Source organism: Caballeronia sp. SEWSISQ10-4 2, from assembly GCF_030464885.1.
Lineage (GTDB): Bacteria > Pseudomonadota > Gammaproteobacteria > Burkholderiales > Burkholderiaceae > Caballeronia.
Genome location: NZ_JALPRJ010000043.1, coordinates 14,498 through 31,695 on the forward strand (window position 1 = coordinate 14,498; position 17,198 = coordinate 31,695).

At 60.9% G+C, this 17,198-nt stretch carries 14 protein-coding genes and 2 pseudogenes; 6 read left to right on the forward strand and 10 right to left on the reverse strand.

The genetic code is table 11. From position 1 onward, the window contains the following. Nucleotides 1–25: 25 nt before the first annotated feature. The gene (locus tag M0D69_RS26325) at nt 26–241 is read right to left on the reverse strand and encodes an ASCH domain-containing protein (RefSeq protein ID WP_301784854.1); all 216 of its coding nucleotides are present in this window, start codon (nt 239–241) and stop codon (nt 26–28) included. Between the two features lie 685 nt (nt 242–926). Here M0D69_RS26325 and M0D69_RS26330 point away from each other — a divergent pair. The 3 genes from M0D69_RS26330 (at nt 927) to araH (ending at nt 4,579) form a co-directional block, all read left to right on the forward strand. Next, nucleotides 927–1,931, forward strand: coding sequence for an arabinose ABC transporter substrate-binding protein (locus M0D69_RS26330; protein WP_301784801.1), 1,005 nt, complete (start codon nt 927–929; stop codon nt 1,929–1,931). A gap of 88 nt (nt 1,932–2,019) precedes the next feature. Further along, the gene (gene araG, locus M0D69_RS26335; RefSeq protein WP_301784802.1) at nt 2,020–3,528 is read left to right on the forward strand and encodes an L-arabinose ABC transporter ATP-binding protein AraG; all 1,509 of its coding nucleotides are present in this window, start codon (nt 2,020–2,022) and stop codon (nt 3,526–3,528) included. A gap of 151 nt (nt 3,529–3,679) precedes the next feature. Then, nucleotides 3,680–4,579 (forward strand): L-arabinose ABC transporter permease AraH, encoded by a 900-nt coding sequence (gene araH, locus M0D69_RS26340; protein ID WP_301784803.1) that lies wholly within the window; start codon nt 3,680–3,682, stop codon nt 4,577–4,579. 58 nt (nt 4,580–4,637) lie between these two features. Here the strand turns inward: araH and M0D69_RS26345 are convergent, their stop codons facing one another. From M0D69_RS26345 to M0D69_RS26375, 7 genes are all read right to left on the reverse strand, one after another. Beyond that, nucleotides 4,638–5,567 carry a Gfo/Idh/MocA family protein gene (locus tag M0D69_RS26345; protein WP_301784804.1) on the reverse strand — a complete coding sequence of 310 codons (930 nt, stop codon included), beginning with the start codon at nt 5,565–5,567 and terminating at the stop codon, nt 4,638–4,640. Between the two features lie 16 nt (nt 5,568–5,583). After that, nucleotides 5,584–7,326 carry an IlvD/Edd family dehydratase gene (locus M0D69_RS26350; protein ID WP_301784805.1) on the reverse strand — a complete coding sequence of 581 codons (1,743 nt, stop codon included), beginning with the start codon at nt 7,324–7,326 and terminating at the stop codon, nt 5,584–5,586. Nucleotides 7,327–7,408: 82 nt separating this feature from the next. Continuing rightward, nucleotides 7,409–8,500 carry a galactofuranose ABC transporter, permease protein YjfF gene (yjfF, locus tag M0D69_RS26355; protein ID WP_301784806.1) on the reverse strand — a complete coding sequence of 364 codons (1,092 nt, stop codon included), beginning with the start codon at nt 8,498–8,500 and terminating at the stop codon, nt 7,409–7,411. Further along, nucleotides 8,497–9,534 (reverse strand): ABC transporter permease, encoded by a 1,038-nt coding sequence (locus M0D69_RS26360; RefSeq protein ID WP_301784807.1) that lies wholly within the window; start codon nt 9,532–9,534, stop codon nt 8,497–8,499. The genes yjfF and M0D69_RS26360 overlap by 4 nt, the downstream gene beginning before the upstream one ends. Next, the gene (locus M0D69_RS26365; RefSeq protein ID WP_301784808.1) at nt 9,531–11,045 is read right to left on the reverse strand and encodes a sugar ABC transporter ATP-binding protein; all 1,515 of its coding nucleotides are present in this window, start codon (nt 11,043–11,045) and stop codon (nt 9,531–9,533) included. The genes M0D69_RS26360 and M0D69_RS26365 overlap by 4 nt, the downstream gene beginning before the upstream one ends. A gap of 69 nt (nt 11,046–11,114) precedes the next feature. Beyond that, the gene (locus M0D69_RS26370) at nt 11,115–12,083 is read right to left on the reverse strand and encodes an ABC transporter substrate-binding protein (RefSeq protein WP_301784809.1); all 969 of its coding nucleotides are present in this window, start codon (nt 12,081–12,083) and stop codon (nt 11,115–11,117) included. Between the two features lie 503 nt (nt 12,084–12,586). Beyond that, on the reverse strand, nt 12,587–13,516 hold the full coding sequence (locus tag M0D69_RS26375; protein WP_301784810.1) for an alpha/beta hydrolase: 930 nt from the start codon (nt 13,514–13,516) through the stop codon (nt 12,587–12,589). Between the two features lie 133 nt (nt 13,517–13,649). Between M0D69_RS26375 and M0D69_RS26380 the strand changes: the two genes are divergently transcribed. Further along, the gene (locus M0D69_RS26380) at nt 13,650–14,552 is read left to right on the forward strand and encodes a LysR family transcriptional regulator (protein ID WP_301784811.1); all 903 of its coding nucleotides are present in this window, start codon (nt 13,650–13,652) and stop codon (nt 14,550–14,552) included. A 209-nt stretch (nt 14,553–14,761) separates the two neighbouring features. Here the strand turns inward: M0D69_RS26380 and M0D69_RS26385 are convergent. Next, a pseudogene (locus M0D69_RS26385) lies at nt 14,762–15,364 on the reverse strand (NADPH-dependent F420 reductase). Nucleotides 15,365–15,545: 181 nt separating this feature from the next. Between M0D69_RS26385 and M0D69_RS26390 the strand changes: the two are divergent. Further along, nucleotides 15,546–16,475 carry a LysR family transcriptional regulator gene (locus M0D69_RS26390; protein ID WP_301784812.1) on the forward strand — a complete coding sequence of 310 codons (930 nt, stop codon included), beginning with the start codon at nt 15,546–15,548 and terminating at the stop codon, nt 16,473–16,475. Here the strand turns inward: M0D69_RS26390 and M0D69_RS26395 are convergent. Further along, nucleotides 16,364–16,729: pseudogene (locus tag M0D69_RS26395) on the reverse strand (DUF1445 domain-containing protein); the annotation flags it as partial. The gene M0D69_RS26390 and the pseudogene M0D69_RS26395 sit on opposite strands and share 112 nt — an antisense overlap. Nucleotides 16,730–16,829: 100 nt before the next feature. Between M0D69_RS26395 and M0D69_RS26400 the strand changes: the two are divergent. After that, the gene (locus tag M0D69_RS26400) at nt 16,830–17,120 is read left to right on the forward strand and encodes a hypothetical protein (protein WP_301784813.1); all 291 of its coding nucleotides are present in this window, start codon (nt 16,830–16,832) and stop codon (nt 17,118–17,120) included. Nucleotides 17,121–17,198: the final 78 nt, after the last annotated feature.

Genomic DNA, 17,198 nt, shown 5'->3' on the forward strand with positions numbered 1-17,198 from the left:
ATTGGCCGATGCTTGTCGTACACCTTTAGTCACCAACTTTCGGCTTGAACCGGCTCAATACATGAAGTACGTCGAACGTCTCGCACACAAGAGGCATCGATTCATCTACTACACGCCCGATTCGAAGACACTCATCAGAGAAGAAACGCCAGTGCTGCCTCTGCCAATACGATAGGGAAAGATCCACTTCACCTTCACGAGCCGCAAATCCGACGGTTAGCGTCGGGCGTTTCCACTCTATAGCGTGCGCATGACGAGGACGCTTTTCCGCTAGCTAGAGCCTTCGACGTTATGCGTTCGTATACGGACAAACCCGACGCTCGCCACAAGGCGCATCGAGTCTTACAGCTCAAATCATCCCAAACTGTAGGAGCGCTGCACGCACTGGCATCCCGACTTCCCCTTGCAATCAGCGGTTAACCACTCCCGCCGCGATCCCATCCCGCAACAGGACTGGGGCATACCGGGTTTGATATCGGTATTGCTAAAAACCGATTGGAAAGGAATCGCCTGCTTCCTTAAGATTCACTCGAACATTAAAACTCCGAGACACCGCTGCTTCGATGAAACGCGCATCGCACGTTCCCACGCTATTCAAGCATTACCTCAACGGCGGCCGGGCGACGAGCGCAACCGTGGTCTTTCCGTCAGTCCATCCCGCCCGAGAAACGCGATCCGTCCAGTGCGCAGTCACGTGCACGGCGTTGCTGAACCCTGCGCGGCATGTCGAGCGTTTTAGCTTGAGCACCGCGATGACAGAGAACTTCCGACGACGGCCGCGAAGCCGCATCCGCCGATACAACGCGAATGCAGCGGACTAACGATTAACCAGCAGGACCGCAAGAAGGGGCGAACGGGCTGCAAGCCTGCGCTCCGCTGCAGAACACTTAAGCCATGCAGCCTTTATTCCACCAGGAGACTCCGCCATGAACCACAAGCTTCGCCGTTTGACCTTGTCCGCTATCGCCGCTGCCACGCTCGGCATTCCGTTCGCCTCGCAGATGTCGGCTCACGCCGACGAGCCGCTGAAGGTGGGTTTCCTCGTCAAGATGCCGGAGCAGGCGTGGTTCATCAACGAACAGAAAGCGGCGACGGCACTTGGGCAGAAGGAGAAGTTCTCGGTGGTGAACATCTGCACGCCGGATGGAGAGAAGGTGCTGTCCGCTATCGATAATCTCGGTGCACAAGGCGCGCAAGGTTTCGTGATCTGCGCGCCCGACGTGCGCCTCGGACCGGCAATTCAGGCGCGCGCAAAACGCTACAACATGAAGTTCGTGACGGTGGATGACCAGCTTGTCGATTCGACCGGCAAGCCGTTGCCGAACGTGCCGCACCTTGGCATGTCCGCGTTCAAGATCGGCAATCAGGTCGGCACCGCTATCTCCGATGAAATGAAAAAGCGCGGCTGGAAGCCTGAGGAAGTAGGTGCGCTGCGCATCACGGATTACGAACTGCCCACGGCGAAACAGCGCACGGACGGCGCGACGGAGACACTGCTGGCCAGCGGCTTCAAGAACGAAAACATCTTCGATGCCCCGCAAAAAACCACCGATGACGAAGGCGGTTTCAACGCGGCGTCGCCTGTGTTGTCGCAGCATCCGAACATCAAGAAGTGGGTGATCTATGCGATCAACGAAGAGACCGTGCTTGGCGCCGTACGTGCCACGGAACAACTGCATATTGCGTCGGCGGATGTGATCGGCGTGGGCATCAACGGCGCTGGCGAAGCGTTCGCCGAGTTCCAGAAGAAGGAACAAACCGGCTTCTACGGCACCATCGCGGTGAGTTCGACGAACCACGGCAAGGACAGCACGCAGAACCTCGTCGACTGGATCAAGAACGGCAAGCAGCCGCCCGCCGACACGCAGACCACCGGCAAGCTGATGGTCCGCAGCAACTGGCAGGATGTGCGCAAGGAACTGGGTATCTGAGCGTTTTGCCGGGTGCTTTACGACGGGCGTCGTTGGATCCTCAACGGAACAACGACGCCTCGATTTAGCTTTCAACGAGGAACGCCCAATGATGGATACCGCAGTCGCCACGGCGGCGCTTTATCTTTTGCTCGACAACATCACCGTGCGTTTTCCCGGCGTGCTTGCGCTCGACTCTGTATCGCTTGGTGTGCGTACCGGTGAAGTTCACGGCCTGATGGGCGAGAACGGCGCGGGCAAATCGACTTTGCTGAAGGTGCTCTCGGGTGTCAATTCAACGAGCGGCGGCAGCGTGTCGCTGGCCGGGATAGAACAGCAGTTCACGACAACCAAAGCGGCAATTGAAGCCGGCATCGCGATCATCTACCAGGAGTTGCATCTCGTGCCGGAGTTGACGGTGGCCGAGAACCTGATGCTCGGCGCGATGCCAAGCCGCTTTGGCGTGCTGGATGAAAAAGCACTGGTGAAGCGCGCGATCAGCGAGCTGGAGCGCCTGGGCGAAAAAATCGATCCGAACATGCAGGTCAAGCATCTTTCGATCGGGCAGCGCCAGATAATCGGGATCGGCAAGGCGTTGATGCGCAACGCGCGCGTGATTGCCTTCGATGAACCCACGAGTTCGCTGTCCTCGCGCGAGACGGAGCAGCTGTTCAAGATCATCCGCGCGCTCAGGGGCGAAGGGCGGGCGATCATCTATGTGACGCATCGGATGGACGAGGTGCATGCGCTCTGTGACCGCGTGACGGTGTTTCGCGATGGCCGGCGCATCGAGACCTTCGAGGAAGTGGATGGACTCGAGCGCGACCGGTTGATCAGTTGCATGGTCGGGCGCTCGATCCATGACGTGTACGGATACCGCACGCGCGATATCGGCGATGTGCAGCTTGATGTACAGGGGCTGATGGGACCGGGTTTGTCGGAGCCGGCTTCGTTCAGCGTGCGCAAGGGCGAGATAGTCGGATTCTTCGGGCTCGTTGGCGCCGGTCGTTCCGAGTTGATGAAGCTGATCTACGGCGCGGTGAAACCGGTCTCAGGTCAGATCGTGCTCAAGGGTTCGAGGCGCAAGTTCAGGTCGCCACGCGATGCCGTGCGCGCAGGCGTGGCGCTGTGCCCGGAGGACCGCAAGCAAGAGGGCATTGTCGCGATTGCTTCCGTGTCCGATAACCTCAACATGAGTTGCCGGCGTCATTTCAGTCCGTTCAACGTACTGAACAGCCGCAAGGAAGCCGCCACCACGACCGACTACATCACAAAGCTTGCCATCAAGACACGCAACGGCAACACGCCTATCGGCACGCTTTCCGGCGGCAATCAGCAGAAGGTCATTCTTTCGCGCTGGCTGGCGGAAGACATCGATGTGTTTTTGATGGACGAGCCTACACGCGGTATCGATGTCGGCGCGCGCAGCGAGATATACGGTTTGTTATATGGACTCGCGGAAGCCGGGCGAACAGTCATCGTGGTGTCGAGCGATCTGGCCGAAGTGATCGGCGTGGCGGATCGTGTGATGGTGATGCGCGAAGGCAAGATTGTCGGAAACTTGCCCAAGGCGCAGGTTACACCGGATCAACTGATCAAGCTCGCTCTACCGAACTGATATTACTAGTTGCGCGGGTCAACGCGCTGTGAACGAAAGAGATGCCATGCAAATAACTCCAGTCACCAATCAGTCGAACCCAGCGGAAAGTACCGGCGCTCGCGCCCGCGCTGCAAGGACATAGGACGTCATCAACAAGTCCGGCATCGTCATGGTGTTCGTGATCTTGTTCGTGGCTCTATCCCTGACCGTGCCGGGTTTCGTCAGTTCGCGCAACATCCAGGGCCTGCTGCTTTCGGTCACGCTGATCGGCTCCATCTCCGTCACCATGATGTTCGTGCTTGCGCTCGGCGAGGTGGATTTGTCGGTGGCATCCATCGTGGCGTTCGCGGGCGTGGTGGCGTCCACGCTGATCACCGCGACGCATAGCGTCACGCTCGGCATAGCGGGAGGCGTGCTGGCGGGCGGCGCGGTCGGGCTGGTGAACGGCGTGCTGATTGCGCGCTGGAAGATCAACTCGCTGATCGTCACGCTGGCGATGATGGAAGTCGTACGCGGGCTTGCCTATATCACGTCGAGCGGCGACGCCGTGATGATTTCCGAAGAGAGTTTCTTCGATCTCGGCGGTGGTTCGTTCCTTGGTATCTCGTACCCGATCTGGTCGAACATCATTGGCTTTGTGCTGTTTGGTTTTCTGCTGAAGAAGACAGTCTTCGGGAAGAACGTACTGGCCGTCGGCGGCAATAGCGAGGCGGCGTTGCTGGCGGGTTTGCCGGTCATGCGCATCAAGATTACGGTGTTCGTGCTCCAAGGGCTGGTGACCGGATTTGCGGGCGTGATGCTGGCATCGCGGATGAGCCTTGGCGATCCCAAGACATCGGTCGGGCTTGAGCTCGGGGTGATCTCCGCGTGCGTGCTGGGTGGCGTTTCGCTGACCGGCGGCGTGGCCACCATTTCCGGCGTGCTGGTCGGGGTGTTGATCATGGGCTCGGTGCAGGACGCAATGAGCCTCATGAATGTGCCCACGTTCTATCAGTACCTGATTCGTGGCGGGATCCTGCTGTTAGCCGTTTTGTTCGATCAGTATCGCAGGAGCAAACGAGTCGCTTAATAGGGTTAAAAGGGGTGCTCGCGTTGCCGGGAGAACCGCCCGGAAGCGCGAGCGAAACTTACTCCTCAAACACCTCCACCTCGTGGCGCTTGCCAAGCAACAGTGCATCGGCAACATGTTGAAGCGGGCCGACATCCACGTCGCTGGCGTTAGTTGAAATCAAGTCGAAGAACCGATCGTAAAGACTCGGGTATTCCCGTTCCAGTCCAATGTCGATCATCTCTGCATCGATCTGCAAAAACTTCCCGCCTTGAGCCAAACGCAGAACGCCGTTGCGGGTGATTACCTCGATCTGCCACAACTCCACCGGACCATGCCGCCAGTCGAATTCGGCCCGGATCGGCGTACCAAGGGCATCGCTGAAATCAAGATTTGCGGCAATCGGGTTGTGCCTGTTCGCCGGAACAAACAACTCGGCCGATTTCAGAAAGAACGCGTGCGGCAGGATGCGCGTCATGATGGATAGCGCATTGATACCCGGATCGAATACGCCGAGCCCACCCGGCTGCCAGATCCAGTCCTGACCAGGATGCCAGCGGCGAACATCTTCTTTCCATTGAACGTTAACCGCCGTGATCGCCTTGTCCGCGAGCCACGCACGCGCGGCTTCAACCCCCGGTGCATGACGGGAATGCCAGGACGCAAACAAGGTGCATTGATTTTGCCGGGCCAGCCCGGCGAGCACGCCTACCTCGGTTACGCTCGCCCCCGGTGGTTTCTCCAGCATCACATGCTTGCCTGCCGCGAGCGCAGCGCGGGCCTGAGCGAAACGGACTTGCGGCGGCGCGCACAACGACACGGCTTGCAGCAGAGGCTCCGCCTTCAGCATGTCCTCGACATTCTGATAATTGTTGATCCCATCGATCCGCGCATTCCTGCTCGCACCAGCAATGAGTTTGAACCCGGGGTGACCGGCGATAGCGGGTAAATGCTGATCGCGAGCGATCTTGCCGACACCGGCAATCCCTATCGCAACTTGCTCTGTCATGGTTGGTTGGACCCTATTAATGCGAATGTCGTGGCACATCGGCGCCACGGCATCCTACGAGGAAATCAAAATCGCAGCCCTGATCGGCTTGCAGGACGTGATCGACATACAGCTTTCTATACCCGCTTGTGTCCGCAGTCGCAACTGTCTGCACTTCGGCCCAATTAGCGAGACGCTGGGTGAGTTCCGCGTCGCTGACATCGAGATGCAGCGTCCCGGCCAGGCAGTCCAGCTCAATCCAGTCGCCTTCCTTCACGACCGCCAGCGGACCACCGGCACGTGCTTCGGGCGCGACGTGCAACACCACCGTGCCATATGCCGTGCCGCTCATGCGGGCGTCGGAGATCCGCACCATGTCGGTTACGCCTTGCGCCAGCAACTTTGGCGGCAAGCCCATGTTGCCCACTTCGGCCATGCCCGGATAACCCTTCGGTCCACAGTTCTTCAGCACAAGAACAGAGTCCTTTGTCACGTCCAGTTCTGGATCGACGATGCGGGCTTTGTAGTCATCGAAGTTTTCAAACACGACCGCGCGGCCACGATGCTTGAGCAAGGCCGCTGTTGCCGCCGACGGTTTTACTACCGCGCCGTTCGGCGCGAGATTGCCTCGCACAATGCAGAGACCGCCATCCGGGACGAGGGGCTTGTCGAGTGGACGGATGACTTCTTCATCGTAGATCGGCGCTTCTTTCGTGTTGTCCCATAGCGAATGGCCGTTAGCCGTCAGTGCGTCGGGATGAGGCAGCAAGCCTGCTTCGCCCAAGCGCCGGATCACACCGGGCAAACCGCCCGCATAATAAAACTCCTCCATCAGGAAGCGCCCGGATGGCTGCAGATCGACAAGCGTCGGCGTGCCGCGGCCAATGCGCGTCCAGTCATCGAGCTCCAGATTCACGCCGATACGCCCGGCAATCGCCTTCAAATGAATCGCTGCATTCGTTGATCCGCCGATAGCCGCGTTCACGCGAATTGCGTTCTCGAAGGCTTCTTTCGTCAGGAGTTTCGAGAGCCGTACATCCTGTAACGCCATCTCCACGATACGCATGCCCGACATATGCGCGAGCACGTAGCGCCTCGAATCCACAGCAGGAATCGCGGCGTTGTGCGGCAGCGTGACGCCAAGTGCTTCGGCCATGCAGGCCATCGTGGACGCCGTGCCCATGGTGTTGCATGTACCGGCCGAGCGCGACATGCCCGCTTCCGCCGACATGAATTCGTGTAGCGTGATCTTGCCCGCCTTCACCTGTTCGCTGAGCTGCCAGACGACCGTGCCCGAGCCGATATCGCGGCCATGATGCTTGCCGTTGAGCATCGGCCCGCCGCTTACCGCAATGGCCGGCACGTCGCAACTGGCTGCGCCCATCAACAAGGCAGGCGTGGTTTTATCGCAGCCGACGAGCAGCACGACGGCATCCACCGGGTTCCCCCGGATCGATTCCTCGACGTCCATGCTCGCGAGATTGCGGGTAAACATTGCTGTGGGGCGTAGATTCGATTCGCCGTTGGAGAACACGGGGAATTCGACCGGGAATCCGCCTGCTTCGAACACACCGCGCTTCACGTGCTCGGCGAGCTTGCGGAAATGCGCATTGCACGGGGTGAGTTCGGACCACGTATTGCAGATGCCGATGATCGGCTTGCCCTGGAATTCGTGATCGGGGATGCCCTGGTTTTTCATCCAGCTTCGGTACATGAAACCGTTCTTGTCGGCAGCGCCGAACCATTGGGCTGAGCGCAGAGGGCGTTTTGCGTCGGACATCGATTTTTTCCTTAACCGTTTGCTATTTCAAGATTTCATACGTGCGAACGCGTCATGCGTTCGGGATCTTTTTGCGATTGCGTCAACTCCGCGACCCCAGCGCAACGGGATCGGCTTTGTTCGCGGCGTCGGGTTGCTGTGCCGCATGCCGTCTTAGCTTCGAACTTGCTCGCTCACCCGACGCTGTCCCATCCGACTTGCGCCGTGCCGCATGCCGTTCGATCAGGCGTTGCAACAAGCAGAACGCGCATAACAGGGCGCCAATCACAATGCGGGTCCACCACGAGCTCAGCGTGCCGTCGAAGGTGATGAGCGTCTGGATGGTGCCGAGAATGCCCACGCCGAAGACCGAGCCGATCACATAACCGACGCCGCCCGTGAGCAAGGTCCCGCCTATGACCGTGGCGGCGATTGCATCGAGTTCCATGCCCTGGCCCTGCAAGCCGTAGCCCGACAGCACGTACAGCGTGAACACCACGCCGCCGAGCGCCGAGCAGAATCCGCTCAATGCATAGACGCCGACCTTGGTACGTGCCACCGGCAGCCCCATGAGCAACGCGGAGCGTTCGTTGCCGCCTACCGCGTAGACGTTGCGCCCGAAGCGCGTGAAGTGCGCGACGAAGATGGCGAGCAGAAGCGTCGCGATTGCGATCAGGCCGCCGGCCGTAATCGAGGCGCCGTGAATGTCGATATGGAAGCCTGACAGCGCGTGGAAGCTGGGATCGTTGATGGTGATGGACTGCGTCGTGATCAGGAAACACGCGCCGCGTGCGAGGAACATGCCCGCCAGCGTGACAATGAACGGCTGCAGTTTAAAGAAGTGGATCAGCGCCCCCATTGCTGCGCCATACAGCGCGCCCAGCACGAGCACGAGCGGCACGATCACCCATATGGACCAATGCAGGTGCTCGGTGAATACGGCACAGAGAATGGTCGTCAAGGCGACGACCGAACCCACCGACAGGTCGATGCCGCCCGATACGATCACGAACGTCATGCCGATCGCGACGATCAGCAGGAAGGCGTTGTCGACGAGCAGGCCAAGCAGCACCTGCAGCGAGAAAAATCCGGTGTACATCACCGAGCCGAAACCGAACAGCGCGAAGAACAAAACGATGGTGACGACAATCGGCAGCGTGCGCGGATCGACCAGGCGGTCGAGAAGGTTCCTCATTTTGCAGCCTCGGCAAGGGGCTTCTTCAGGGCGAAGGGGAAGGCGCGTTTCACTTGTCGCATGATTACCGTACGGGCGCTGGCGGACTGGATCACGCTCACCACGAGCACCACGGCCGCTTTCACAACGAGCGTGGCTTCAGGCGGCACCCCGATGGAATAGGTGGTGTACGTCAGCGTCTGGATGATCAACGCGCCGAGCACGGTGCCCGCAAGGCTGAACCTGCCGCCGAGCAGCGACGTGCCGCCGAGTGTCACGGCGAGGATTGCATCGAGTTCGAGCAGCAGCCCGGCGTTGTTGCCATCGGCACTGCGCACGTTGGAACTGATCAAGATACCTGCTATGGCCGCGGTTAAACCGGAGAAGGTATAGACACCGAACACAATCGCACTCGAGCGCAAGCCGACCAGTTTTGTTGCTATGGGATTGATGCCGATCGCGCGGATGAACATCCCGAGCGCTGTGCGATTCATAAGCAGCGCGGTCACTGCAATAGCGCCGGCCGCGACCCAGACGGAACACGGCATGCGGGCCAGATAACCGCCGCCGACCACAAGATATCCCGGCGCGCCGATGGGGATGATCTGGCCGCCCGTAAGCAACTGTGCGACGCCGCGGCCGGCCACCATCAGGATCAGCGTTGCGATGATCGGCTGCATGCCCACGAACGCCACCAGCACGCCATTCCACATGCCGGCGAGCACGCCCACCGCAAGCGCGGCGGCGAGTGCTTCAGCGATATGCGCCGGATTGTCAGCCAGGATGCTGGCCGCCGCCGCGCCGGCAATCGCAACGACCGCGCCGACAGAGATATCAATGCCGCGTGTCGCGATCACCAGAGTCATGCCAAGCGAGACGAGCACGAGCGGGGCGGCACGATTGAGGATATCGATGGGCGCGCCGAACCAATGACCATCGAGCACAGAGATCGACAGGAAGTGTGCGTTCTGGCTCAGGTCGAGCAAGATCAGTAACACGAGCGTGAGGCACGGCCATACGAGAGGGTGCTGCAGTGCGGCCTTGATCCGGTTCATCGGCTGCCTCCCGCAATGAGTTTATAAACCTGATCCTCCGACGCCGCGTGTCCCTCGACCTCCGCCACCTTGCGACGGTCGCGCAGCACGGCAATCCTGTGACTCACGCGCACGACCTCGCTCACCTCCGACGAGATGAAGACAATGCCGAGCCCTTTCGCGCAGAGCGCCAGCACGCGATCCATGATTTCGAATTTCGCCGCGACGTCGATGCCGCGCGTCGGTTCGTCGAGGATCAGCATCTTCGGTTCGGTTGCAAGCCAGCGCGCCAGCAGGACTTTCTGCTGGTTTCCACCCGACAAAAGTCCGATGGGCTGTTCAGCATCGGGCGCCTTGATGCCGAGCTGCTGGATGTAGCTGTCCGCGATCTGGCGCTGTTTCGCTTTGCCGATAGTGCGCCACCAGCCGCGTCTCACCTGCAGCGCGAGGATGACGTTTTCGCGTATCGACAGATCCGCGACGATGCCCTCCTTCTTCCGGTCCTCCGGGCAATACCCTATGCCGCGACCCACCGCATCACGAGGAGAACGAAGCTTTACCGGCTTGCCGTCGATAGACATAACACCGGCATCTGCGCGCTCGGCGCCGAACAGGAGCCGGGCGGTTTCGGTGCGGCCAGAACCGAGCAAACCTGCGAGTCCGAGAATCTGGCCCGGCTGAACGTCGATATCGACGGGATTCATGAGGCCGCGCCGGCCGCTGCCACGCATCTCGAAGAAGGGCGGCACCGCGGCCTTGTGCGCGGGTGGCTCACCGGCCGCGCGCTTCAGGCGCTCGGTCATCCGTTCGTGGCCCACCATCTTTGAAACAAGTAATTCCACCGGCAAATCGCAGGCGAGATATTCGCCTTCACGTTCACCATTGCGCATGACCGTGATGCGATCCGACACCGCGTAGGTCTGCTCGAGAAAATGCGTGACGAACAGGATCGCGATGCCCGATTGTTTAAGCTTGCGCAGGACGTCGAAGAGCCTTGCGACTTCGCCATCATCCAGGCTCGAGGTCGGTTCATCGAGTATCAGGACACGTGCGTCCACCGAGACCGCGCGCGCGATCGCCACCATCTGTTGCACGGCGATGGGATACGTATCGAGCGATTTGGTCACATCCAGGAAGACGTTCAGGTCGGCAAGCGCCGCTTCGGCCCGCGCATGAATGTTCTTCCAGTCGATAGCGCCACGCCGTTTCGGCTGCCGTCCGGCGAACACGTTTTCAGCGACGGACAGATTCGGGCACAGGTTCACTTCCTGATAAAGCGTCCGGATGCCGGCCGCTTCCGCGTTGAGCGGCGCAGCGAAGTTGACGACTTCACCGCCTAGCCGTATCTCGCCGGCATCGTGTGTATGTACGCCGGTGAGCACGTTGATGAGCGTCGATTTACCGGCGCCGTTCTGACCCATCAGCGTATGGATCTCGCCGGGAAACAAGCGGAAATCAACGTTCTGCAACGCCTTTACGCCGGGGAATGACTTGGAGATGCCGATGGTTTCAAGAATGGGCGAGCCGGTCATGAGCGAGGCCGAAGAAGGAGGTTGGAAGTCCGCCGCCGCACTTTTCAGCGGCGGCGGACTCGCGGCAACTCAGTACTTGCGCTGCGGCAGTACTTGCGCGGCAACGCTCATCGGGAACACCGTTTCCTCGGTCACGATGCGCTTGGGTAAGGGTTTGCCTGCCACCACCTCCTTCACTGCTGTCATGAGTTGCGGTCCGAGCAGCGGACTGCATTCCACGTCGACGTTGATCTTGCCCGCGACCATGGCTTCGAAGCCGCCTTTGGTAGCGTCGAACGAGACGACGCTCACGTCCTTGCCGGGTTTCACTCCGGCTTCTTCCATCGCCTGGATGGCCCCGAGCGCCATGTCGTCGTTATGGGCGTAGACCACGTTGATCTGCTTGCCGTAGGTCTTGACGAAGGCTTCCATGACCTGCTTGCCGCCGGCGAGCGTGAAGTCGCCGCTTTGCGACGCGATGACCTTGAACTTCGGATCGTTCTTGATCACTTCCAGCAATCCGGCGCGGCGGTCGTTGGCGGGCGCCGAGCCGACCGTGCCTTGCAACTCGGCGATGTTGATGGGACCTGGATCGTTCTTATAGTGATCTTCGAGCCATTTGCCGGCGCGCCGGCCTTCTTCGAGGAAGTCCGAGCCGATCATCGTGACGTATAGCGACTTGTCTTTAACATCGATATTGCGGTCGGTGAGAATCACCGGAATCTTCGCGTTTTTCGCTTCGATGAGCACCGGTTCCCAGCCCGATTCCACGACGGGAGAGAAAGCGATCACATCGACTTTCTGAGCGATATACGAGCGGATCGCCTTGATCTGATTTTCCTGCTTTTGCTGGGCGTCGGAGAATTTCAGATTGATGCCCGCGTCTTTGGCTGCGCTTTTGACTGAAACAGTATTGGCGGTGCGCCATGCGCTTTCCGCGCCGACTTGTGAGAAACCGAGGGTGATTTTGCTGTCTTCGGCGTAGGCAGTTACGCTTGCGGCCAGCATCAGCGCAGAACCAAGCAGCGCACCGATGACTGCGCGTCGAGCATGTCTCATGTTTGTCTCCGATTTAGTTGTGTTTGTGTTCGGTACTGCCGCGATTGCTGATGCGCGCGGTCGACTGGTTCGAATGCGTACCGTATTGAAGCGTAGCGCCGGGGTTCATGGCGGTCCAATCAGTTATTTCGCGGTTGTGATACCAGAATTGGTATGGGGAAGGGGAGGTTGGCTCGCGCCGATGGATGAATCAGAAATACTGTGTCCGATGCACGCAGGTTCCGAGAACAGCACCACGCGATTGATTTCGTTTCATTTTTCAATCGCAGGAAGGACAGGTCGCAGCGAGGTCACAAATCGCATCGCCAACCGACCCCGGAACAATGACCCGAACCTAAACCCGCAGCGTAGCTGCTGGACATCCGCAAGCCGCCCCCCTGATGCTCCAGGACCGACCGATCTCAACGCCGATTGGGGGAATCTCGAAGGCGCGTCTTGAGGTCGCACTCGTGCAAGAGCGCCGGGATCTACCTGGTTACGGTGGCTCTTCTGAACGCGTCGCGCTAGGCCCAGTGGCGGCCCAGGAAGGCGGCCACCGCGTTGAGCGCGCGGCGCGCGGTCGGCAGGTCTCTCGTCGCGCCTTGGAAAACGTGGTGCAGCCCTTCGAAGACATCGAGCTGCACCTCGCCGCCCTTGTTCGCGGCCGCCTGCGCATAGCGCCGCGCGTCGTCGAGCAGGATCTCGTCGCCGCCCACCTGGATGAGCAAGGGCGGTAGGACCTCGGGCACGGCGTAGAGCGGCGACGCCCGGCCGTCCTTCGGATCGGCGCCGGCGAGATAGGCCGCGGCAGGCCCGGCAAGCATTTCCGGCTGGGAGAAGATTGGGTCGTGGATGTCGGGACTGCTGACCGAGGCGCCGGTCATCGCCAGATCAAGCCAGGGCGAAAAGGCCGCGATGGCCGCTATGGCGGGCGAGGTCGTCGCCGTATCGCCCAGCACGCTGAGAGCCAGACCGCCGCCCGCGGAGTCGCCGACCAGCGCGATCTGCGAGATGCCCTGGCTGCCCAACCAGCGGCGAAGGGCGATAGCGGCCTCGGGCGCGGCCGGGAACACATGCTCCGGCGCCAGCGGATAGTCCGCCACGAACGCCGCCACCCCGGCGCGGACCGCCACCTGGCTGGCCAGGCCGCGATAGGCCTCGGCCGAGCCCAGCATGTAGGCGCCGCCGTGCAGGAAGAGGATTGCCCGATCGGCCGGGGCGCCGGCCGGCCGCACCCACCAGCCGCTGACGCCGTCGCGGTCGATGGCTTCCAGAGTGACGCCATCGGCGATCGGCGTCTTAGTGATCAGCGTGTCATAGGTCTCGCGCTGATTGCCGGTGGGGTTCGAGAACAGTTGGTGGATCTCGGCGAGCACAGTTTGCTCGATTTGGCGCTCGTCGTCGGACAGAACGTGCCGGGTCTCAATAAAGGTCGTCTTGGTGGCGGTGGTCATGGAACTTTCCTCTCGTTTTGGGGCTGGAAAGCTCCAGCCTCGTCGGACGACAGAATTATCCATTTCCATCTGGCGCGGAAGTCCGGATTGCGGAATACAATCCATTCCAAATAGGAAGTATTGGGAACCTTCAATGGACCGCCTCGACGCGATGCACCTCTTCGTCCGTGTGGTCGAACGCGGCAGCTTCTCGGCGGTTGCCCGGGAAGCCGGGGTCGGCCAGTCGGCGGTCAGCAAACAGATCGCCGCCCTCGAAGCCCACCTGGGTGCGCAGCTGCTGCGCCGCACCTCGCGGAGCATGACCCTCACTGACGCCGGCCAAGTTTTCTACGAATCAGCCTTGCGCCTGGTCGACGAATTCGACGCGGCGGAGTCCTTGGTTGGCCGCGGCCAGTCCGCGCCGTCCGGCCTGATCCGGGTGACCGTTGCACCGGTGTTCGGGCGGCTCTACATAGTGCCGCGCCTCCCCGAGTTTTTCGCTCGCTATCCGGACATCTCCATCGAGCTCACCGGCTCCGGGCGCAACATCAACCTGATTGAGGAAGGCGTCGACCTGGCGATTCGCAATGGTGAGCTCGCTGACTCGAGCATGATCGTGCGCCGCATCGGCATGGCGCCTTTCGCGACCGTCGCCACGCCGGCGTACCTCGCAGTCCGCGGCGAGCCGCGGACCCCCACCGACCTCGACGCCCACGCCTGCCTGATTTTCGCCCCGCTCCACGAGCCGCTGCCGTGGGAGTTCCGGGACGGATCGAGGTCAATTCTGCATCACCCAAGGGCGAACTTCCGTACCGCCGACGCCGAACAGATCCGCGCCGCGGTGCTCGCCGACCTCGGCCTGGCCCACGGCCCGGTCTGGGCGTTCGCGCCTGAGATCGCCTCGGGCGCGGTCCGCGTCGTGCTGGCTGACTGCGCCCCCGGCCCGCTGGCCATCAGCGCCGTTCACCCCGCCGGCCGCCGCCTGCCCACCAAGGTCCGGGTGTTCATCGACTTCCTGGTGGAGATTCTGGCGGGCAATCCGGCGCTGACGGGGTAACCGGGCTGAGTCGACATTGAACGGCGTCGCGAAATGCATTAATAGACAGGTCTGCTGCTACGAGAATGATCAACAGACGGCTCTGGTCGACCTGGGGCGGTCTTGCGTGAACTCGCTATAGGGGCGACCGTTTGGGGACCCGAGCAGCCACTCGTGGGGAGTGCCTGAGTTTTTGTGTGAAAGGCGCCGTATACCGCGCCTTTCATTGGCTATCCCAATTTGACGAGATTAAGCACCGGCAGCGGGCCGCCCGGTATTTGAACTAGCCGCCCCCCGCCTTCGAGCGAACCCAGGTCGATGCCGAAGAAGCCGAGCCGCTCGATCAGTCCGCTCACTGCCGCTTTTGCATGCACGTCATCTCCCGCGAAAAACAACACGCGGTGTCCACCCTTGGCCTGCGGATCGTCGGAGATGAGGCGCGCCGGCAGATGATTGAACGCCTTCACGACGCGTGCGCCCGGCACGAGCTCCGCGAATGCTTCGCTCGACGTGCGGCCATGCAATTCGGCTGGTTCGAACCGCGGCGCCTCGATCGGGTTGTTCGCATCAATCACGATGCGTCCGCCGAAGTCCGGCAGCCCGGCTAGGGCGGCCGGCAGCTTCGACCAGTTCACTGCGACGAGGACGATGTCCTGCGCGGCCGCTTGTTCGCGCGTTCCCGGCGTGATCGAGGGGCCTCACTCGCGCGCAAGGCCCGCGAGTGAGGCCGGGCCCCGGCTGTTCGCAATGATGGCCTCGAGGCCTTTGCTCGCCAGCGCTTTCGCGAACGCAGACCCGATGGCGCCTGCTCCGATGATACCGATGGTGCTCATAACGATGCTCCTGGTGAAGGGTGATGAATCAAGTGGTAAAGCCGCCGTCCGTGCCGGCAAGGGCAAGAACATGTGGCGTTCACTCCCCAAGGCTGAATGAGTGAATGTTGCCGCCTTAATTGCTCGATGATTAGCCGGTAATTATTTTAATTATTTTCAATCAATACTTTAAGATTCCCGAATGGAAACCCTCGTCAACCTCGAGTCGTTCGTACGCAGCGCCGAAACGGGCAGCTTCTCCGCGGCCGCGCGGCGCCTTGCGCTGACGCCCGCTGCGGTCAGTCGGAACGTTGCGCTTCTAGAACGCAATCTTGGCGCGCGACTGTTCCAACGCTCGACACGCAAGCTCACGCTGACTGAGGCGGGCGAGCGCTTTCTCGTGGAAATTGGCGGCAATCTAGACGCGCTGCAAGCTGCGATCGCATCCGTCTCGACCGATCGCAGCGACCCGGCTGGCGTGCTGAAAGTCAGCATGGCGCCGACGTTTGGCATTACGTACGTATTGCCGCTGCTGCCGGCGTTCCTCGCCCGGTATCCGATGATTCGTCCGGATTGGCACTTCGAGAACCGACAGGTCGACTTGATTGCAGAGGGATACGATGCAGCGCTGGGTGGTGGGTTCGATCTCGCACCGGGCGTCGTGTCGCGCACATTGGCGCCAGCGCATCTCGTGGCGGTGGCGTCTCCGGCTTACATGGCCGGCCGCGTGCCACCGACCGATCCTGGCGATCTTGCGGACCTCGATGGCATCGTGATGCGCTCGAGCCGAACCGGCCGCGTGCTCCACAGGACGATGCGCGACACGGTGGGTGGCGAGATGCTTGCGCGACTCGGCGAGACCATCACGGTCGACGACCCGGCGGCGATGCGCGAGGCTGCGATTCTCGGACTGGGTGTTGCGCTGCTGGCCGTGTCGGATGTGCTGTCGTCGATCGAACGTGGCGAACTCGTGCGATTGCTGCCGCGCTGGTACGCGGACGCCGGAGCCATTTCGATCTACTATGCAACGCGAGCGCTGCTGCCGGCGAAAACACGGGTGTTTGTCGATTTCGTCGTCGAGGCTTTCGAGCGGGAGCGGTTAGCTGAAAGGTTTGCGGGAAGCGTCGAGTGAGTCGCGCCGGGCAGGCAAACTGGCATGTAACCCGGGGCGTGAGTGATGCATATGGGCAGCCGTGCTTCCATCGCCGCTTCGGCCGGCGTGTACGGCCGCATCGATACAACCATCGGCCCGCGAAAAGCGCCAGCGGATTGCGTCTGAATAGAGGTGCGGTACATTGGAACGACTTTACCTTCGTCCGCGTGGCGCACCCGCAAACCTGCAGATTCCAGCGCGTGCCCGAACGACATCGAACAGCCAAGCACGAAACCATCTCCGCCTGTGACACAATCATTTGGTGTCGGCTGATTCATGGCATTTCCACGATCAGCATCACCCGCGACAACGACCAATTCCAGTTGATGCACCATGCCAGAAAATAGAGAGAAACCTGCAGCCGATACTTCGTCGAACACGGAGCAGTCAAGTGACGAGCCGAGCAAGCCGAAGCGCTGGCGACCGTCCCGTGCTCTTCGCAGCATCCTGATGGTGTTCGTCGGCTTCGTCGCTTTCGTTATCGTCTCGGGCATTGTGCTGTACAAGACGATCATGTATGGCGACATGATCGAAAACTTCGGCATTGTGATGATGCTGACTGTTCCGGTGATCGCGGCCGTCGCGTTCCGCGTTGGCCTGGATTCCTGGCTGGATGCGGAATAAATCGGGTCGGGAAGGCACGGCGCACCGGCCGTGCTTCCAGGTTGACCGTTTCAGTCTCCCCGGCACCGGCGATGAAAT